The 16898-nt window shown below is 73.9% G+C and carries 16 protein-coding genes; 8 read left to right on the forward strand and 8 right to left on the reverse strand.

Annotated elements, in window-relative coordinates:
• Positions 1–101: 101 nt before the first annotated feature.
• The 3 genes from AC27LF_RS08390 to AC27LF_RS08400 all read right to left on the reverse strand — a co-directional run bounded on the left by AC27LF_RS08390 (position 102) and on the right by AC27LF_RS08400 (position 5812).
• Positions 102–1448 carry an esterase-like activity of phytase family protein gene (locus AC27LF_RS08390; protein ID WP_479661458.1) on the reverse strand — a complete coding sequence of 449 codons (1347 nt, stop codon included), beginning with the start codon at positions 1446–1448 and terminating at the stop codon, positions 102–104.
• 204 nt (positions 1449–1652) lie between these two features.
• Positions 1653–2951 carry an SWIM zinc finger family protein gene (locus AC27LF_RS08395; protein ID WP_479661457.1) on the reverse strand — a complete coding sequence of 433 codons (1299 nt, stop codon included), beginning with the start codon at positions 2949–2951 and terminating at the stop codon, positions 1653–1655.
• Complete coding sequence (locus AC27LF_RS08400; RefSeq protein WP_479661456.1) at positions 2948–5812, reverse strand: DEAD/DEAH box helicase; 2865 nt, start codon at positions 5810–5812, stop codon at positions 2948–2950. The genes AC27LF_RS08395 and AC27LF_RS08400 overlap by 4 nt, the downstream gene beginning before the upstream one ends.
• A gap of 257 nt (positions 5813–6069) precedes the next feature.
• On the opposite strand from AC27LF_RS08400, the gene AC27LF_RS08405 reads away from it, so the two are divergent.
• Positions 6070–6252, forward strand: a complete 183-nt coding sequence (locus AC27LF_RS08405; RefSeq protein ID WP_479661455.1) for a hypothetical protein — start codon at positions 6070–6072, stop codon at positions 6250–6252.
• Between the two features lie 275 nt (positions 6253–6527).
• Here the strand turns inward: AC27LF_RS08405 and AC27LF_RS08410 are convergent, their stop codons facing one another.
• The 3 genes from AC27LF_RS08410 to AC27LF_RS08420 form a co-directional block, all read right to left on the reverse strand.
• A complete protein-coding gene (locus AC27LF_RS08410; protein ID WP_479661454.1) occupies positions 6528–7370 on the reverse strand; it encodes a hypothetical protein in 843 nt (280 codons plus the stop codon).
• A 139-nt stretch (positions 7371–7509) separates the two neighbouring features.
• A complete protein-coding gene (locus tag AC27LF_RS08415; protein ID WP_479661453.1) occupies positions 7510–7806 on the reverse strand; it encodes a hypothetical protein in 297 nt (98 codons plus the stop codon).
• 153 nt (positions 7807–7959) lie between these two features.
• Entirely contained in the window at positions 7960–8559 is a 600-nt protein-coding gene (locus AC27LF_RS08420; RefSeq protein ID WP_479661452.1) for a class I SAM-dependent methyltransferase, read from the reverse strand.
• Positions 8560–8710: 151 nt separating this feature from the next.
• On the opposite strand from AC27LF_RS08420, the gene AC27LF_RS08425 reads away from it, so the two are divergent.
• From AC27LF_RS08425 to AC27LF_RS08445, 5 genes are all read left to right on the forward strand, one after another.
• A complete protein-coding gene (locus AC27LF_RS08425) occupies positions 8711–9487 on the forward strand; it encodes an MHYT domain-containing protein (RefSeq protein ID WP_479661451.1) in 777 nt (258 codons plus the stop codon).
• Between the two features lie 49 nt (positions 9488–9536).
• Entirely contained in the window at positions 9537–12155 is a 2619-nt protein-coding gene (locus tag AC27LF_RS08430; RefSeq protein WP_479661450.1) for a sensor histidine kinase, read from the forward strand.
• Entirely contained in the window at positions 12152–12589 is a 438-nt protein-coding gene (locus tag AC27LF_RS08435) for a roadblock/LC7 domain-containing protein (RefSeq protein ID WP_479661449.1), read from the forward strand. Before AC27LF_RS08430 ends, AC27LF_RS08435 begins: the two co-directional genes overlap by 4 nt.
• Before the next feature lie 35 nt (positions 12590–12624).
• A complete protein-coding gene (locus tag AC27LF_RS08440; protein ID WP_479661448.1) occupies positions 12625–13035 on the forward strand; it encodes a DUF742 domain-containing protein in 411 nt (136 codons plus the stop codon).
• Between the two features lie 169 nt (positions 13036–13204).
• On the forward strand, positions 13205–13807 hold the full coding sequence (locus AC27LF_RS08445) for a GTP-binding protein (protein WP_479661447.1): 603 nt from the start codon (positions 13205–13207) through the stop codon (positions 13805–13807).
• Positions 13808–13992: 185 nt separating this feature from the next.
• Here the strand turns inward: AC27LF_RS08445 and AC27LF_RS08450 are convergent, their stop codons facing one another.
• Positions 13993–14421, reverse strand: a complete 429-nt coding sequence (locus tag AC27LF_RS08450) for a PPOX class F420-dependent oxidoreductase (RefSeq protein WP_479661446.1) — start codon at positions 14419–14421, stop codon at positions 13993–13995.
• A 93-nt stretch (positions 14422–14514) separates the two neighbouring features.
• On the opposite strand from AC27LF_RS08450, the gene AC27LF_RS08455 reads away from it, so the two are divergent.
• Both AC27LF_RS08455 and AC27LF_RS08460 read left to right on the forward strand, forming a co-directional pair.
• Positions 14515–14928 carry a roadblock/LC7 domain-containing protein gene (locus AC27LF_RS08455; RefSeq protein WP_479661445.1) on the forward strand — a complete coding sequence of 138 codons (414 nt, stop codon included), beginning with the start codon at positions 14515–14517 and terminating at the stop codon, positions 14926–14928.
• A gap of 127 nt (positions 14929–15055) precedes the next feature.
• Entirely contained in the window at positions 15056–16000 is a 945-nt protein-coding gene (locus tag AC27LF_RS08460) for a DUF6397 family protein (protein WP_479661444.1), read from the forward strand.
• Between the two features lie 19 nt (positions 16001–16019).
• On the opposite strand, the gene AC27LF_RS08465 is transcribed toward AC27LF_RS08460, so the two are convergent.
• Positions 16020–16886, reverse strand: a complete 867-nt coding sequence (locus AC27LF_RS08465; protein WP_479661443.1) for an acyl-CoA thioesterase — start codon at positions 16884–16886, stop codon at positions 16020–16022.
• Between the last annotated feature and the right edge of the window lie 12 nt (positions 16887–16898).

Here is a 16898-nt window from a genome sequence, read left to right on the forward strand (position 1 = left end):
GGGCTGAACGCACGCGCGCGTGGGACGGCGCATTCGCCGCCGCCCCACGCGCGCGTGCCGATGACCGGCCGGTACCGCCGGGTGTTCTCCCGTGCGGGACGTCAGATGCCGTGCGGCAGCCGGACGTAGGTCACGGTCGTCTCGATGCCGCTGTCGACGAGCCGGCCCTGCGCGTCGAACGCGCCCGAGCCGTCCGTCATCCCGAAGTCGTTGTCGTTGATGAGGGCGAGCGTGTCGTGGTCCACGCGCGCGATGCCCTCGATCTTGCCCGGCACCCCCTTCACCGCGGCGAGGTCGACCACGAGCCGCTTGGCGAGCACCGGCACGCCCGCGGCGGCCGGATCGTCCAGCTGCTCAAGCGAGGGCGACGTCGTGTCGTCGTCCCAGGCGCCGCCGAGGATGTCGGCCTTGTGGCTGAGCTTCACCTCCTGGAGGCGGGCCGCCTTGTCGGTGCGCTCCTCGACCAGCAGCCGGTCACCGCCGAGCGCCACCACCGAGGAGATCTTCAGCTCGGACGTGTCGTCCTCGCCCGGGTCGACGACGTCGACCGGGTCGAACCGGTAGGCGTACTCGGCGGTGACCGCGTGCTTCTTCGGCGAGAAGCGCAGCAGCCGGGTCGTGCGCGAGGCGTTCCCGGCGTCCGCGTCGGGCAGCGACAGCGGGCTCTGCACGGCCATCACCAGGTCGCCGCCGGGCAGCAGGGCCAGCCCCTCGAAACCGCGGTTCACCTTGCGGTGCAGCAGCACGGACGGCAGCGCCTCCACGACCGGGTAGTCGGCGCCGGTCAGGTTCAGACCCTCGGGCACGTACCGGGCGAGCACCCTGCCGCGCGCGGACACATGGACCAGCGACGGCCCGTACTCGTCGACCAGCCAGAACGTCCCGTCCGCGGCCCGCACGATGCCCTCGGTGTCCAGGCCGTTCGGGTTGTAGGCCAGCGGCGTCCTGGCGTCGTAGCCGTACGGGGCCTCGTCGCGCGACTTCTGGTTGGACAGCCCGGTGACGGCCTTACCGGAGGACGTGGTCAGCGGGATCGCGTCGATCACCTTGACGCTGGCCGCGGACACCCGGATCTTCACGATCGCCGGGTCGAAGCCCGGTACGGGGAACGTGCGGCGCTTTTGGCCGTCCACCTTGATCTGGCCGTTCGGTCCGCGGTCGGTCACCGTCCAGAACTCGTTCTTGCGGCCGGTGGGGTAGATGTCACTGCCGATGCCGCCGAGGTCCACACCCCGGTCGTCGGCGACGCTGCCGGGCAGCAGGGCGTTGCTGAACGCGCCCAGCGGGATGTCCGCGAGCGTTGCCGTGCGCACGACATGGGCCTTCGCCGCACCGGACGGCGTCGCCGCGGCCGTGCCGGCCGCCACGAGTGCGGCTGCCAGGGCCAGCGGAAGCCCCGTGACGACGGAACGGTGGGCTCGGCGCCGGCCGGTGGTGTGCGAGGACATCGGGCCTCCAGGAGTCAAGTTCTTCGGCAGTGGCCAGATTTGGGTTCCGGAGGGAAATCGGCGCTACCGCCGGATGAACACCGGGCGTCGTCCACTCGTCCAATCGACGGGGGACCGGGTCCTGCCGACGTTCCGTCAGCAGGACCCGGTCCGGGACGCTCCCTTCGGCGGCGCCTGAGTACGGCCGAGGTGCCCGACAGACCGTCACTCCCGCCCGGTGCTGGGACCGTCGGGTCCCGCGGACCGCTCTTCCTCAAGGGCGAGCCGGGCCGCCGCGAGGGCCGTCGCCGGATCCCGCGACGCGTGCCCCGCGGGGATCCAGTGGCCGCGCAGCAGGTAGGGCCACCAGCGGCCGTCCCTCCCCAGCCGCACCTGCACGCCCGCGCCCTGGACGGTCCACCGGTTGCCGTCCCGCCGCAGTGCCGGCCGGTCGTCCTCGTCCCAGGCGGCGTCCAGCGCGGCACGCGCGCGTGCCAGGGCGCAGCCCTCCACCTGCCACTCCTCGTCGAGCACGGCCAGCGCCTCGGCACCGCCGTGGCGCCAGGCCCGTACCGCCGCCGCCAGCCCTTGCGCGTCGCGCCCCGATCCGTCGGCCAGCCGGTGCGCGAGGGCACCTGCCGGGGCGCCCACGGCGAGCCGCACGGCGTCCTGGCCCACCGTCAACTCCGGTGCGCCCGCGGCCTGTCCCGGCTCGCCGCGGAGCGCCGCGGTCAGCAGCCGGTACGCCTCCTCGGCGGTGCGCGCGGCCAGGTGGGCGAGGGCCCGCGGGTCGATCCCGGGCGCGGGTGCCGCCTCGGCGTCGAGCAACGGCGGCCGGCCCGGCTCGTCCGGCAGCGGGGGCGGTGCGGGCAGGGGCGGCAGGATGTCGCCGGCCGCCCAGGTCTCCGCGGCGTCCACCCCGTCCGGCTCCGCCTCCGGGCCCTCGGGCGCCGCGGTACGCACGTGCAGGGCGTCCAGCAGGGCGCGCCTGCCCCGTCCCCGCAACAGCAGCAGCACGAAGGGATCCTCGTCCAGCAGCCGCGCCACCTGGTGGCACAGTGCCGCCGTGTGCCCGCAGTGGTCCCAGGCGCCGCACTCGCACTCCGGTTCCAGGTCGCCGAGGCCCGGCAACAGTTCGATCCCCGCGACCGCCGCGTCCTCCACCACAAGGGGCGGCATCTCGCGGTCGAGCAGCGCCGCCATGTGCCCGGCCCGCTCGGCGACCAGGTCGAGCAGCCGGTCCCACTGTTCGTCGGACAGCTCCGGCAGCAGCACGTCGGCCCGGTGTGCTGCGCGTCCGGGGTCCTGGACGACGGCCGTGACCCGGCCGGGCCGCACCGAGACCGCACCCACCGCGCCCGAGCGCGCGAGCCTGCGTCCCGCCTTCACCTGAGCCCCGTCCAGCGCGGTGTCCTCCAGGGCGCGCAGCCATGCCCGGCCCCACCACGTCTGCGCGAAGCCCCGCCCGCGCGCGGGCGGCAGCGCGGGGAACGTGCGCTCCACCATCTCGTCGTACCGGGTCATCGCGCCTCCCCGCGCAGGTGCACCAGTTCGGCCAGTTCCGTGTCCGTCAGTTCCGTGAGCGCAGCCTCGCCGGAGCCGAGCACGGCGTCGGCCAGGTCCCGTTTGCGGCTCAGCAGCTGAGCGATGCGGTCCTCGACGGTTCCCTCGGCGATCAGCCGGTGCACCTGCACGGGGCGGCTCTGGCCGATGCGGTACGCGCGGTCGGTGGCCTGTGCCTCCACCGCGGGGTTCCACCAGCGGTCGTAGTGCACGACGTGCTCGGCCCTTGTCAGGTTCAGGCCCGTGCCGGCCGCCTTCAAAGAGAGCAGGAAAACGGGAACTTCACCCTCCTGGAAGCGCCGCACCAACGCCTCGCGCTCGGGCACGGGTGTGCCGCCGTGCAGCAACTGCGCCGGCACGCCACGGTCCGCCAGATGCCGTTCCAGAAGGCGTGCCATCCGCACGTACTGGGTGAAGACGAGCACGCCCGCCCCCTCGGAGAGGATCGTGTCGAGGAGTTCGTCCAGCGACTCCAGCTTCCCCGACCGTCCGGCGATCCGGGCGGCGTCCTCCTTGAGGAACTGCGCCGGGTGATTGCAGATCTGCTTCAGGCCCGTCAGCAGCTTGACGACCAGTCCCCGGCGCGCCATGCCGTCGGCCGTGGAGATCGCCTCCAGGGTCTCCCTGACCAGCGCCTCGTACAGGCCCGCCTGTTCCCCGGTCAGTGGTACCGGGTGATCGGTCTCGGTCTTCGGCGGCAGCTCGGGCGCGATGCCCGGATCCGACTTGCGGCGCCGCAGCAGGAACGGCCGCACCAGCCGGGCGAGGCGCTGCGCCGCGGCGGGGTCCCGGCCGCCCTCGACGGCCTGCGCGTACCGGGCGCGGAAGGCGCTGTGGCCCCCCAGCAGCCCGGGTGTCGTCCAGTCGAGGATCGCCCACAGCTCGGACAGGTTGTTCTCCACCGGGGTGCCGGTGAGCGCCACGCGTGCGCGTGCCCCGACGGAGCGCAGCGCCCGCGCCGTCGCCGAGTACGGGTTCTTCACGTGCTGTGCCTCGTCGGCGACGACCATGCCCCAGGGGACCTCGCCGAGCCGCTGTGCGTGCGGGCGGAGCGTGCCGTACGTCGTGAGGACGAACTCGCCGTCGGCGGGCGCCTCCAGACTCCGCCGCGGGCCGTGGAAGCGGCGCACCGGCGTGCCGGGCGCGAATTTCTCGATCTCCCGCTGCCAGTTGCCCAGCAGGGACGCCGGACAGACCACGAGCGTGGGGCCGGCCGCGGCGGGGTCGCTCTGGCGGTGCAGATGCAGGGCGATCAGCGTGACGGTCTTGCCGAGGCCCATGTCGTCCGCCAGGCAGCAGCCGAGCCCCAGGGACGTCATCCGGGCCAGCCAGGTGAAACCACGCAGTTGGTAGTCCCGCAGCGTGGCGGCGAGCGCCGGGGGCGGACCGACCGGCTCCTGTCCCTCCGGGTTCGCGAGCCGTTCCCGCAGCTGTGCCGGCCACCCCGTGGGCCGCACGTCGACGCGGCGTCCGTCGACCTCCGTCGAGCCGGTCAGCACGGCGCCCAGCGCCTCCACGGGGGTGACCTCGCGGTCCTGTCGCGCACGGACGCGGCGCGCCTCCTGAGGGTCGATCAGCACCCACTGGTCGCGCAGCCGCACCAGAGGGCGGCCGGCCTCGGCCAGCCGGTCCAGTTCCGCACGGGACAGGTCCCGGCCGTCCAACGCGAACGACCAGGTGAACGCGAGCCGGGTGTCGGCCGACAGGAACGACGGCACCTGTGCACCGGCTGCGCCCCGTGTGCTCCCGTCGGCCGGCGGGCCGATGTCCACCCGGGCGGACAGCTCGCGCGACAGCTCCTTGGGCCAGTGCACCTCGACGCCCGCCGCGGACAGGGCACGGGCGCCCGCTCCGAGGAGTTCGGCGATCTCGTCGTCGGCGAGTTCGACGCGGTCCGGCACGGTCGTCGAGAGCAGGGCCGTGAGCGGCGGCCAGGCGCGGGCCGCGCGGCGCAGGGCCAGCAGGGTGTCCAGCCGCGCGCGGGGTCCGAAGGCCGGACCCGCGGGACCGGATCCGGACCACACCTCGGCCGCGTCCGCGACGGCCGACGGGCCGCCGACGGTGTGCACCTGGAGGACGGCGGCGAACCGCGGCGGGGCGTCGTCGTGCAACGCGTCGTCGAGACCCGGCACCTCGATCCGCAGCGAGAGCCGCACCCCGGCGTCGTGCCCCGCGGCGACGTCGTCGGCCCAGGCCCGCTGCTCGGGCAGATGCCGCGGCTGCGCCGCCGCGTACGCAGGGCCGCCCGTGACCAGCGGGGCGGCGGGGGAGCGGGGCAGCGTGTCGGCGACCGCGTCCAGGAAGTCGCGCAGCAGTCGCTCCGGAGCGGGCAGCCGAGGCGGCTCGGCGTCGCCGACCGGGACGGCATGGGCCTCCGGCGGCATGGCGGCGGCCAGTTCGCACACGAGTTCCGTCTCCCGGGCGGTCAGGGGGCCCACCCGCCAGGCGTCGTGATCGCTCGCGGAGAGCCCGGGCAGCAGCAGGCCCCGGGCGAGGAAGTGCAGGGCCAGCACACCCGCCGAGCCCCAGAACGCGGTGGCCCGGTGGGCGAGCGGATCGGCACGCGCGCGTGTGAGCACCGGGAGGGCGGCGCGCACCGGCACCAGCACCGCGGGCACGCGCACCCGCTCGACCCCGTGCCCGCCGGGCACCGCCACGACCAGGTCGGCGACGGTTCCCGGGCCCGGAGGGACGGGAAGGGTGCCGTCAGGCCGCCAGAAGGCGAAGCGGCCGGCACGCGCGGGGTCGGCCGGGACGAACACGGCGGGGCAGTGGGCCAGTTCGGACGGTTCGGAGGGTGGCGCCGCAGTGATGCTGTGCACAGCTCTGCCCGACTCCTCAAACTTGATTACCAGGGCAAGGTCGCCGAGGGTACCCCACGTCCGCGGCCGACCCCGAACGGCTAGGCTGTGAGCTGAGTCACTTCACCTGGTGTTCGATGTGCGGCAGGGATGTCCGGCCTCGGGGTGCTTCAGGGTCGCGTATCAGGGACGTCTCAGGGTCGCGGTCCGGAACCGTGGGAAGCACGGGCCCGTTTTCACAGCAGAGAGCGGCAGCGGCCGCGAAGGAGGCGACGCACATGTCGAAGAACGCGAAGATCGCCGCAGGGGGTGTGGCGGTCGGGCTCATCCTGCTGATATGGCTGCCCTGGTGGGTGGCGTTCCTGATCGTGGTGGGCGTTCCCGCCGCCGCGTATCTCGCGCTGGACCCCTCGCAGCGGCGCAGGCTGCGCCGGGTGGCCCGCAAGGAAATCGGCCGCTGAGGCGCCGACTCCGCGGCGCGGCGGGCTTCGCGGCGCGTGGGGCTTCGTGAGCAAGCAGACCACGTCGCCGCCCGCGGACCGGGCGACGGCACGGTTCGGGGCGGCGCCGGCCCAGCAGGGCCGGGCGTCGGCTCCGGGGCACGGGGGCGGTCCTGCCGCGGGCCCAGCGCGTCACGTCCCGGCTGCTGCCGCGGCCCGGCCTCCGCCCCACCGCCGCCGCACGACTGCTGCCGTCGGCTCAAGCGGCGCCGCCGGCTCACCTGCCTGCCGTCGCCTCAACTGGGGCGCACGGCCAGCTTGTCGAGCGCTTCCAGAAGCCCCGGCAGTTCCGGGCCGCGGCCCACCGGCAGCACTTCGCCGGGCTCCTCGTCCAGCAGCACGAACGCCATGTCGTCGGTGCGGGCCACCATCGACCAGCCCGGCCCGTCGGCGCGCAGGGTCCGGGCGTCGCCAGGGGCGAACGACGAGCGGACCCGGCCGAGCGGTGGCGGCGCGTCCACGTAGGCGTGGGCCTCGGCCAGGACCCGCCGGATGCCGCGATGGCCCTTGGCCGGCCGTCCCGCGCCCTCCGGGGCCGCCTCCGCGGTCCTGCCCGGCCCCGTGGTGGGCCCGGAGAAGTCGGCGTCGTCGATCTGTTCCCGCCACATCGCCCACTGCAGCGCGATCTCGTCGGCGCCCAGCCGCCGCTGGGCCGGGCCCCAGACGCTGGTGTCCGGCGGGGCCAGCGGCGGGCCGTCCGCCACGTCCGGTGCCGGATCGTGCGGCGCCGGCACGCCCGGTGCGGCGACGGCGACCGCGAGCGGCCAGCCCGGCAGGGCCGCCACCACCGTGCGCTCGTTGGGCGACAGGTCGTACTCCATGCCGCAGTCCCAGGAGGCGATCGCGACGGCGACCAGCGAGACGTCGTCGATGGCGACCGTCCAGCGGGCGCCCTCGCCGTCCTGGCCGAGCACCAGGCCGTACCCGTCGGCCAGCGGCGCGAGTCCGAGCGCCGCGCAGGCCTCCGGGTAGTCGTCGCCCAGCACGCTCGGAAACTGCGCCGGCGTCAGCAGTACTGCCGTGAGCACGTACAGCGCGTCGTCCGCGGCGGCGACGACCTCCTCGTCCGTCCCGGCCATTCCAGCCTCCCAGTGGTTCGTCCAACGGCGCGCACCCTAGTGCCGGCGCAAGCCGGTTGTCACGACTCCCCTTCCCACCCGGAGCTGCAGTTTTCCGCCTGGACAGGGGCGAAACGACCGTGCGGCGCCGGCCGGGCGCTCAAGCCGCCGGCAGCCCCAGGAGGTCACGGGCCACCACGCGCGGCGACGTGCCCCGCTCCTGGGCCAGCGCGACGACGGCCCGGCATGCGAGTTCGCTCACGCCGAACGACAGCGCCTCCGGTGACACCCAGGCCGCTGCCTCGTCGGTCCCGTCCTGGTCGTCGTCCGCGCGGGCCGACACATAGGCGGCCGCCGCTTCGAACAAGTTGTGAGAGCGGCGTTCACGAGGCCCGGCGTCCTGCGCGCGTGAGGAACCGCGGAACCCGGCGGCGTACGTGCGGATCCTGTCGAACATGCGGACCACCTTCCCTTGTGCCCTCTCACCGCGGGCCGTTCAACTGCTCCCGTCAACGTAGGGTCGCGAGCGCGGCGGCAGAAGGGGGCGGCCCGGTGGCCAAGGAGCACGCCTGCGCGGTCCGGGACCGCTTCGGGCGTGCGCGGCGCGGCCTCAGCCCTCCCGGACGGCCAGGGCGAGGAAGCGGGCGTCCTCGTCGGCGTACGACGTCATGCGCCACCCCGAACCGGACAGCAGCGGCCGGAGGTTGGCTTCGGCGCGCAGGTCGTCCGGGGTGATCCGGCGCCCCTGGCGGGCCGCCAGCGCCGCGCGGCCGATCGGATGGAACAGGGCCAGCGGGCCGCCCGGCCGCACCACCCGCGCCAACTCCCGCAGATTTTCGGCGGGGTCGGGGAGATGCGCGATCAGACCCGCCGCGAACACGGCGTCGAAGACCCCCGGCCGCAGTGGCAGCGCGGCCACGTCGGCGAGCAGCAGCCGCCCGTCCGCGTTCCGGCCCGCGCGTACGGCCTCGGCGAGCATCGCAGGGGTCAGGTCGACGCCCACGACCAGCCCCGAGCGGCCCACGGCCGCGCGCAGCGGCGGCAGGGCGCGGCCGGTGCCGCAGCCCGCGTCGAGCACCCGGTCACCGGGCCGCAGCCCGAGATCGGCGACGGCGGCCGCGTAGGCGGGGCCGTCGTCCGGGAACCTCCTGTCCCAGTCGGCCGCCCGGGCGGTGAAGAACTCCTGCACATGTGTGTGGTCGTCGCTCATGCCTGGCATGATCCCGCAGGGCGCGAAGGACGTCTCAGTGCGCACGTTCGAGCCTGACGCGATCGTTCCATCCCATCTCTGTGTCATATTCCAACAGCTTTCGAAATGCGCCCCCGTTGTGCGCCCCTGCCCCGGCTAGCGTCCCGGGGCCATGGGACACCTGGACCACGCCGCCTTCGGCTGGCTGACCCCCGTGCTGTCGTACACGATGGCCTGCATCGGATCCGCGCTCGGGCTGCGCTGCACCGTCCGCGCGCTCGCCGCCACCGGCCCCACGCGCCGCAACTGGCTGGTCACCGCGGCCACCGCGATCGGCACCGGCATCTGGACCATGCACTTCGTGGCCATGCTCGGCTTCCGCGTCAGCGGCACCGACATCCGCTACGACGTGCCGCTGACCGTCCTCAGCCTCCTCGTCGCCATGCTCGTCGTCTGCGCCGGGGTGTTCGCCGTCGGCTACGGCCGCCACCGCGGCCGGGCCCTCGCCCTCGGCGGGCTCACCACCGGAGTCGGTGTCGCCAGCATGCACTACCTGGGCATGGCGGCGATGCGCCTGCACGGCGGCGTCGACTACGACCCGGTACTCGTCGCGCTCTCCGTGCTGATCGCCGTGGTCGCGGCCACCGTGGCCCTGTGGGCGGGGCTGAACATCAAGTCGCCCGTCGCGGTCACCGTCGCCTCGCTCGTCATGGGGGCGGCCGTCAGCAGCATGCACTACACGGGCATGTTCGCGGTGAGCGTCCACGTCACCCCGTCCGACGCGATCCTGCCCGGGGCCACGGCGATGCAGTTCATCTTCCCCCTCGCCGTCGGCCTCGGGTCCTATCTGTTCCTCACCTCGGCCTTCGTCGCCCTCTCGCCCACGGCAGGGGAGCGCGAGGCGTCCGCCTCGGCCCAGCGGCCCGTCGAAGGCGCCGCCGCCCGCTGACCGGACCCCGGCACGAGCGCGCCCCGAACCACCACCGAACGAGGAGCCCATGCGCACACCCCGGAGGACCCCACAGGGTGGCACCCCGGCGCCGTCACCACCGCCCGTCCGCGGTCGCCGCGCGCACGCCGGACCACCCGCCGACGAAGGCGCGGACGAGCATGCAGGCACCGTGCCGGAACCCGCGCCCCGGCGCGCCGGGCGCTGGCGGACACGGCCGCGGACCGTGCGGGCCAAGGTCGTCTGCCTCCTGATGGTTCCCGTCGTCTCCCTGCTCGCGCTGTGGGCCTACGCCACCGTCAGCACCGCGCAGGACGTCTCCCGGCTGCGCCGGTCGCAGCACGTCGACGCCGAGTTGCGGGCACCGGTCGCGGCAGCCGTCGCCGCCCTGCAGGACGAGCGCGCGGCGGCGGTCCGGTACGCGAGCGACCCGCCGGCCGGGCAGGGCGGCGGCCTCAAGACACTCGGCACGCGAACGGACCGGGCCGTGGCCGCACTCCGGCTCGGCGACGACCACACCGTCGCCGACAGCGGAGAACTGCCCGCCGACGTCGCTCGGCGCCTCGCGGGCTTCGTCACCGGAGCCGAGCGCCTGCGCACGCTGCGGACGGCGGTCCTCGACGGCCGCGTCGACTGGGGCGAGGCGTACGGGCAGTACACCACGACCATCGCCACCGCCTTCGGTGTGGGCGGAGCCCTCGCCGGCATCCAGAGCGACGATGTCGGTGCCCACGCGCGCGTGCTGCTCGAATTCGCCCGCGCCGGCGAGGGCCTGGCGCAAGAGGACGCGCTGCTCACCGGCGCTCGTCAGGCCGGACGGCTCGACGGCGAGCAACTGCGGCTGTTCGCCGCGGCGGTCGGCACCCGCCGCGCATTCACCGAGACGGCCGTCGCGGACCTGCCCGGCGCACAGCACGCCGCCTGGCTCGGCCTCGCCGACAGCAGCGCCTACCGGGCCGTCACGGCCGCCGAGGACCAGGTCCTGGCGAGCCGCCCCGGCGCCCGCACGGCAGACGCGGCCCCCGACACCTGGGAAGCGGCGCACGCGCGCGTGCAAGACGGCATGCGGTCGATCGAGACGGACACGGGCCGGGCCGTCGCGGGCCGCGCCGACCCGTTCGCGCGCGGTGTGCTCACCCCGGCCGGCGCGGCGGTCCTCTTCGGCCTGCTCGCGGTCGCCGCCTCGCTCGTCATCTCCGTACGCATCGGACGGGGAATCGTCGTGGAACTGGTGAGCCTGCGCAACGACGCCCTGGAGATCGCCCGCCGCAAACTCCCCGAGGCCATGCACAGGCTGCGTGCCGGGGAGGAGATCGACATCCGGGCCGAGGCACCACCCGGCCCGCCCGCGCAGGACGAGACCGGACAGGTGGCCGAGGCGCTGGCCACCGTGCACCGGGCCGCCCTGAGCGCCGCCGTGGAGCGCGCCGAACTCGCCAGCGGCATCTCCGGTGTGTTCGTCAACCTCGCCCGCCGCAGCCAGATCCTGGTGCACCGCCAGCTGAGCCTGCTGGACAGCATGGAACGCCGGTCCGAGGACCCGAACGAACTGGGCGACCTCTTCCAGCTCGACCACCTCACCACCCGTATGCGGCGCCACGCGGAGAGCCTGATCATCCTCTCCGGGGCCGCTCCGGGACGCGCCTGGCGGATGCCGGTGTCCCTCACGAACGTGATACGGGCGGCCGTCTCCGAAATCGAGGACTACGCGCGCGTGGAGGTGCGCAGGCTCCCCGAGACGTCGGTCGTCGGCGCGGCCGTCGCCGACCTGACCCATCTTCTCGCCGAACTGATCGAGAACGCCGCCCAGTTCTCCCCGCCACACACGCGCGTGCGCATCACCGGCGAGCCCGTCGGCAACGGCTACGCCGTCGAGATCGAGGACCGCGGCCTCGGCATGGGCAAGGACACCCGCGACGAGGCGAACCGGCGCATCGAGCAGTCCGAGGCGCTTGACCTGTTCGACAGCGACCGGCTCGGCCTCTTCGTCGTCAGCAGGCTCGCGGCACGCCAGGGCGTCAAGGTCCATCTGCGGCCCTCTCCCTACGGCGGCACCACCGCGGTGGTCCTGCTCCCGACCGGCCTCCTGCACAGCGGCCCGGCAGACGGCACCGCCGGCTTCACCACACAGCCGCGGCGGCCGGCGGAACACGCGTACGCGCGCGTGCCCGGTGCCGCCCCGCCTCAGGAAGCCGTCGCCGCCGCGACGGACCGGCCCGCTCTCGTCGCCACCGGCCGCACGGAGCCCCGACCGGCACCCGAAGACCCGCCCCCCGGAGCCGGACCGGCACCCGAGGACGCGCCCCGCAAACCCGGTCCGTCACACGAACACGCGCCTCCCGGAGCCGGGCCGGCGACCGACCTCACGCCCCCCGGAGTCACGGCCTTGCGACCCCACCGCGCGACGGAGACCTCCGAACCCGCCGAAGACCTCCCGCGCCGGGTGCGGCAGGCGAGTCTCGTTCCGCAACTGCGCGGGCAGCGGCCCGAGGAACCGGCCGCGACATCGGGGTCCGCCGACGATGAGCGGCGCACCCCCGAACTCGTACGGGACCGCATGGCCGCCTACCGCGCCGGCTGGGCGCGCGGCGGCGGCCGGCCACCCGGCCGCGGCACAGGACCGGCCCGAGGAGCCGGCCGAGACAGCAGCGAAGGAGATCTAGCATGATCCAGGACCCCGACACCGGGGCCGTCCGGCGCTCCGGCGAACTCGACTGGCTGCTGGACGACCTGGTGGCACGCGTGAGCGAGGTACGGCACGCCGTGGTGCTCTCGAACGACGGCCTCGCCATCGGCGCCTCGACCGGCCTGGCCCGGGAGGACGCCGAGCACCTGGCCGCCGTGGCGTCGGGCTTCAACAGCCTCGCCAAGGGCGCGGGCCGGCACTTCGGTGCGGGCGGGGTGCGCCAGACCCTGGTGGAGATGGACGACGCGTTCCTGTTCGTCGCCGCGGCCGGAGACGGCTCGTGCCTCGCCGTCCTCACCGCCGTGACCGCGGACATCGGACTGATCGCCTACGAGATGGCACGGCTCGTCAGACGGGTCGGCGAGCACCTGTACACGCCGGCGCGCGCCGCCGACCGGCCGCCGGCCGCCGGATGAGCGGGAAGGACGAGCCGGAAGGGCGAACGGCACAGATGAGCGAAGACACGACGGACGCCGCGCCCGAGCCGGGCGGTCACTGGTACGACGGCGAGGCCGGCCCCCTGGTCCGCCCGTACGCCATGACCGGCGGCCGCACCGAGCCCGGCCCCAGCGGAGTGCGGTTCGACCTGATCGCCCTCGTCACACTCGACCCCGGCGCGTCCGCGGCCGACGACGACACACTCGGCCCCGAGCACCGGGCACTGATCGACCTGTGCCGCACGGAGACGCAGTCGGTCGCCGAACTCGCCGCGGGCACCGACCTTCCCGTGGCGGTGGTACGGGTGCTGCTCGGCGACCTCCTGGAACTGGGCCGGGTGTCGGTCAGCCGTCCGGTGCCGCCGGCCCAACTGCCCGACGAACGGATTCTGCGCGAGGTCATCGCCGGATTGCGAGCACTCTAGAGGAAGCGGGACGGCGGGCACCGCAGCTGAACACGCGGAACGAACCGGGCGTGAGCCGACCACGACGTTCGCCGTCATGTCAAAGACCCCGGAACGGAGTTGTGGTCGTCATGTTGCGCACCAGGCACACGGACGTCGGTCGCCATCGGCGCTCCGGAAGGAAGTGATCATGCTCTCCGAGCACTCCACCACGGTCGACGACGAGGCCGCGCTGGCGCTGAAGATACTCGTCGCGGGCGGATTCGGCGTCGGCAAGACGACGCTGGTCGGCGCGGTCAGCGAGATCCGGCCGCTGCGCACCGAGGAACTGCTGAGCGAGGCCGGCCAGTGGGTGGACGACACCGACGGCGTGGACCACAAGGTCACCACGACCGTCGCCATGGACTTCGGACGCATCACCATCCGCTCCGGTCTCTCCCTCTACCTCTTCGGCACCCCGGGCCAGGACCGCTTCTGGTTCCTGTGGGACGAACTGGCGCAGGGCGCCCTCGGCGCCGTGGTCCTCGCGGACACCCGGCGGCTGCCCGACTGCTTCCCGGCGGTCGACTACTTCGAGCACCGGCGCATCCCGTTCGTGGTGGCCGTCAACTGCTTCGCGGGGGCACGCGGCCACGCCGCCGAGGACGTGTCCCGCGCCCTCGACCTCGACTCGGGTACGCCCGTGGTGCTGTGCGACGCCCGGGACCGGGACTCCGGCAAGGAAGTGCTGATCCGCCTGGTCGAGTACGCCGGGCGGATGCACACCGCCCGGCTCCTCGACTCCACGGGCTGAAGAGCCGTCGGGCTGAAGGAGTGCCGGGTGAATGGCCCGGGTTGAACGACCGTCGGCTTGACGGGCGGGCCGTCGGGCCGAAGCGTGGGCCGTCGGGCCGGAAGGCGGGGACGGGCACGGCGCCCGCACCGTCGGGCCGGAAGGCGGGCCGTCGGCTGAAGGCGGGTCGTCGGCTTGAAGGGCCGTCAGTCCGCCATGTCCCGGACCGCCACCACCTTGTCCACGGCCATGCGGACCAGCAGTTCGCCGGGGACCCCGTTGCGGGCGCCGAACTCCTCCGCACGGTCCTCACCCATGTACCTGGCCCCGATCCTGGTCGCCCACCGCCGGACCTCGTCCAGATCCTCCGACAGCCGGGCCCGTCCGCTCAGCACGACGAAGTGGAACGGCGGCCGGTCGTCGTCCACGCACAGGGCGACCCGCCCGTCACGGGCCAGGTTGCGCCCCTTCACGGTCTCCTTCCCGGTGTTGAAGACCACCTCGTCCCCGTCCAGCACGAACCAGACCGGGGCCACGTGCGGGCTCCCGTCGGCGCGTACGGTCGACAGCTTGCCGGTGCGGGTGCCGTACGAGACGAACGCCCGCCATTCCTCATCGGTCATCTTCTGTGCCATGGCCCCATCCTCCTTGCCGGGACGACGGTCGTGGGGAAGGCTGGCTGAGGGATCCTCCGGCCAGGGGGGAGACATCACACGGGGAGACCGGACATGGCGCAGAAGCAGGGACTCGGCTGGTTGCTCGACGACCTGACCGAGCGCGTCGAGCACGTACGACATGCACTGGTCCTGTCGAACGACGGGCTGGTGACGGGGGCGAGCACGGGACTGCGGCGCGAGGACGCGGAACACCTCGCGGCGATAGCCTCCGGGCTGCACAGCCTCGCCAAGGGGTCGGGACGCCACTTCGGCGCGGGCAACGTACGCCAGACCATGATCGAATACGACGACGCGGTGCTCTTCGTCACCGCCGCGGGCCCCGGCAGCTGCCTGTGCGTGCTCAGCGGCGCCGAAACGGACATCGGGCAGATCGCCTACGAGATGACCCTGCTCGTCAACCGGGTCGGCGAGCACCTGGGCGTGGACGCCCGACAGCCCGAGCGCGCTCCGACCTCAGAGCACTGACCTGCGTGTTTCTGGTGCCCCGTGGAGTTATCCACAGGCTCGCCACGACATCCGCCCGAACGGCTAACGTCGTGGGTCACGGCGCACGCACCCAGCGTGAGCACTGACTCCACGGGGGAGTACCACCATGCCGGTCGGCACTGACGCAACATCTCACCACCTCACCCTCGCACCGGGCCGCGCCGCACGCGAACTGGGCCTCAAACGCGGCGAGTTCCAGCTCGCCGTGCATCTCGGACGCATCCGGACCGTGCCGGACCCGGGCGGCGCGGCCCGACGCGTCCCACGAGCGGAGATCGACCGGCTGCGCGCGACGGAGGGCTTCCCCGAGGCCCTTCGCCAGAGCGTCGCGACCGTGGGCACCACGGCGGGCGCGGCCCTGGTCGACGTGCCGGCCGGCCGGTTCACCCGTCTCGCACGCCTGGGCCTGATGACGCCCGTGAAATTTTACGTCAACCGCTACCGTGCGGTGGTCTGGCTCTATCTGGCCGACGAAGTACGGGAGTTCGCGGCCGACGGCAAGAGCGCGGCGCTGCTGTCCGGCCGGATGCCCGAGGGGCTGCGCGACCAGCTCGCGGCGGGCCTGGATCTGCGGGCCCGCAATTGGCGCGGACGCCATCTGGGACACCTGCTGCGGCAGGCAGACGATCCGTGGGAGCGCGCCGGGGCCGTGGCCGCCTTCCTCGACCCCGCCCACCTCACAGACCTCGTCCCGGACCCCTACGAGCGCTCCCATCTGCACCGCTTCCGCCCCGGGCCGCCCGCCCACGGCACGCCGGAATCGCCCGCCGCCCACCTCGCGGAGAAGATCATGACGGCGGAACACCCCGACGAGATCGGTTGGCTGAGGAACGACCTGGCGCGCGCGGTGGCCGAGGCACGCGCCCACCGGCCCGCGCCCCGCCCCGCCGAGGCACCGCCCGTCCGGCACCCGCCCCGCGCCCTCTCGCCGACGGCCCGCCGCAGGGCCTCCACTCCCCGCTGCGACCCACCCGCTGCCAGGGCGGCCGAGCGGCCCCGCGGACTGCTGGGCCGGCTGCGCGGCAGAGGACCCCGGCCCGCGCGGGCGTGAGACCTTCCGCCCGCCGCGGCTACAGGGCCCTGAACAGCCCCTCCTGGACGACCGAGACGAGCAGTCGCCCCTCCAGGTCGTAGATGCGGCCGCGGGCGAGCCCCCGGCCACCGGTCGCGATCGGCGACTCCTGGTCGTACAGGAACCACTCGTCCGCGCGGAAGGGACGGTGGAACCACATGGCGTGGTCGAGGGAGGCCAGGTCGAAGGCGCGCGGACCCCACAGCGGTTCGACGGGAATGCGGACCGCGTCGAGCAGGGTCATGTCGCTGGCGTAGGTGAGCGCGCAGGTGTGCACCAGTGGATCGTCCCCCAGCGGGCCCACCGCGCGCATCCACACCGCGCTGCGCGGCTCCGCGTCCTTGATCTCCTCGGCTCTCCAGCGCAGCCGGTCCACATAACGGATGTCGAAGGGCTGACGGCGCGCCATCCGCTCCAACTGATCCGGCAGGGCACCGAGATGCGCCCGGATCTCCTCGGCGACCGTCGGCAGCTCCTTCGGATCCGGCACCGTGCGGGCCGGGGGCAGCTGATGCTCGAACGGTCCTTCCTCAGGCTTGTGAAAGGAAGCGGTCAGATTGAAGATGGTGCGCCCCTCTTGCACCGCGGTGACCCGCCGGGTGGTGAACGACCGGCCGTCCCGGACGCGCTCCACCTGGTACACGATCGGCACGCCCGGCCTGCCCGGGCGCAGGAAGTACGCGTGCAGCGAGTGCACCGGGCGGTCACCGTCCGTGGTGCGCCCGGCGGCGACCAGTGCCTGGCCGGCGACCTGGCCGCCGAAGACCCGCTGCAAGGACTCCTGCGGGCTGCGGCCACGGAATATGTTGACCTCGATCTGCTCCAGGTCGAGCAGGTCGACGAGCCTTTCGGCCGGGTTCTTCATGGCTGGGGCTCT

This window comes from Streptomyces diversicolor, from assembly GCF_057537855.1.

What these genes read in the sequence shown, in the direction of transcription:
- AC27LF_RS08390 (WP_479661458.1), bottom strand. Translation starts at nt 1,448, where the DNA reads ATGTCCTCGCACACCACCGGCCGGCGCCGAGCCCACCGTTCCGTCGTC.
- AC27LF_RS08395 (WP_479661457.1), bottom strand. Translation starts at nt 2,951, where the DNA reads ATGACCCGGTACGACGAGATGGTGGAGCGCACGTTCCCCGCGCTGCCG.
- AC27LF_RS08405 (WP_479661455.1), top strand. Translation starts at nt 6,070, where the DNA reads ATGTCGAAGAACGCGAAGATCGCCGCAGGGGGTGTGGCGGTCGGGCTC.
- AC27LF_RS08410 (WP_479661454.1), bottom strand. Translation starts at nt 7,370, where the DNA reads ATGGCCGGGACGGACGAGGAGGTCGTCGCCGCCGCGGACGACGCGCTG.
- AC27LF_RS08415 (WP_479661453.1), bottom strand. Translation starts at nt 7,806, where the DNA reads ATGTTCGACAGGATCCGCACGTACGCCGCCGGGTTCCGCGGTTCCTCA.
- AC27LF_RS08420 (WP_479661452.1), bottom strand. Translation starts at nt 8,559, where the DNA reads ATGAGCGACGACCACACACATGTGCAGGAGTTCTTCACCGCCCGGGCG.
- AC27LF_RS08425 (WP_479661451.1), top strand. Translation starts at nt 8,711, where the DNA reads ATGGGACACCTGGACCACGCCGCCTTCGGCTGGCTGACCCCCGTGCTG.
- AC27LF_RS08430 (WP_479661450.1), top strand. Translation starts at nt 9,537, where the DNA reads ATGCGCACACCCCGGAGGACCCCACAGGGTGGCACCCCGGCGCCGTCA.
- AC27LF_RS08435 (WP_479661449.1), top strand. Translation starts at nt 12,152, where the DNA reads ATGATCCAGGACCCCGACACCGGGGCCGTCCGGCGCTCCGGCGAACTC.
- AC27LF_RS08440 (WP_479661448.1), top strand. Translation starts at nt 12,625, where the DNA reads ATGAGCGAAGACACGACGGACGCCGCGCCCGAGCCGGGCGGTCACTGG.
- AC27LF_RS08445 (WP_479661447.1), top strand. Translation starts at nt 13,205, where the DNA reads ATGCTCTCCGAGCACTCCACCACGGTCGACGACGAGGCCGCGCTGGCG.
- AC27LF_RS08450 (WP_479661446.1), bottom strand. Translation starts at nt 14,421, where the DNA reads ATGGCACAGAAGATGACCGATGAGGAATGGCGGGCGTTCGTCTCGTAC.
- AC27LF_RS08455 (WP_479661445.1), top strand. Translation starts at nt 14,515, where the DNA reads ATGGCGCAGAAGCAGGGACTCGGCTGGTTGCTCGACGACCTGACCGAG.
- AC27LF_RS08460 (WP_479661444.1), top strand. Translation starts at nt 15,056, where the DNA reads ATGCCGGTCGGCACTGACGCAACATCTCACCACCTCACCCTCGCACCG.
- AC27LF_RS08465 (WP_479661443.1), bottom strand. Translation starts at nt 16,886, where the DNA reads ATGAAGAACCCGGCCGAAAGGCTCGTCGACCTGCTCGACCTGGAGCAG.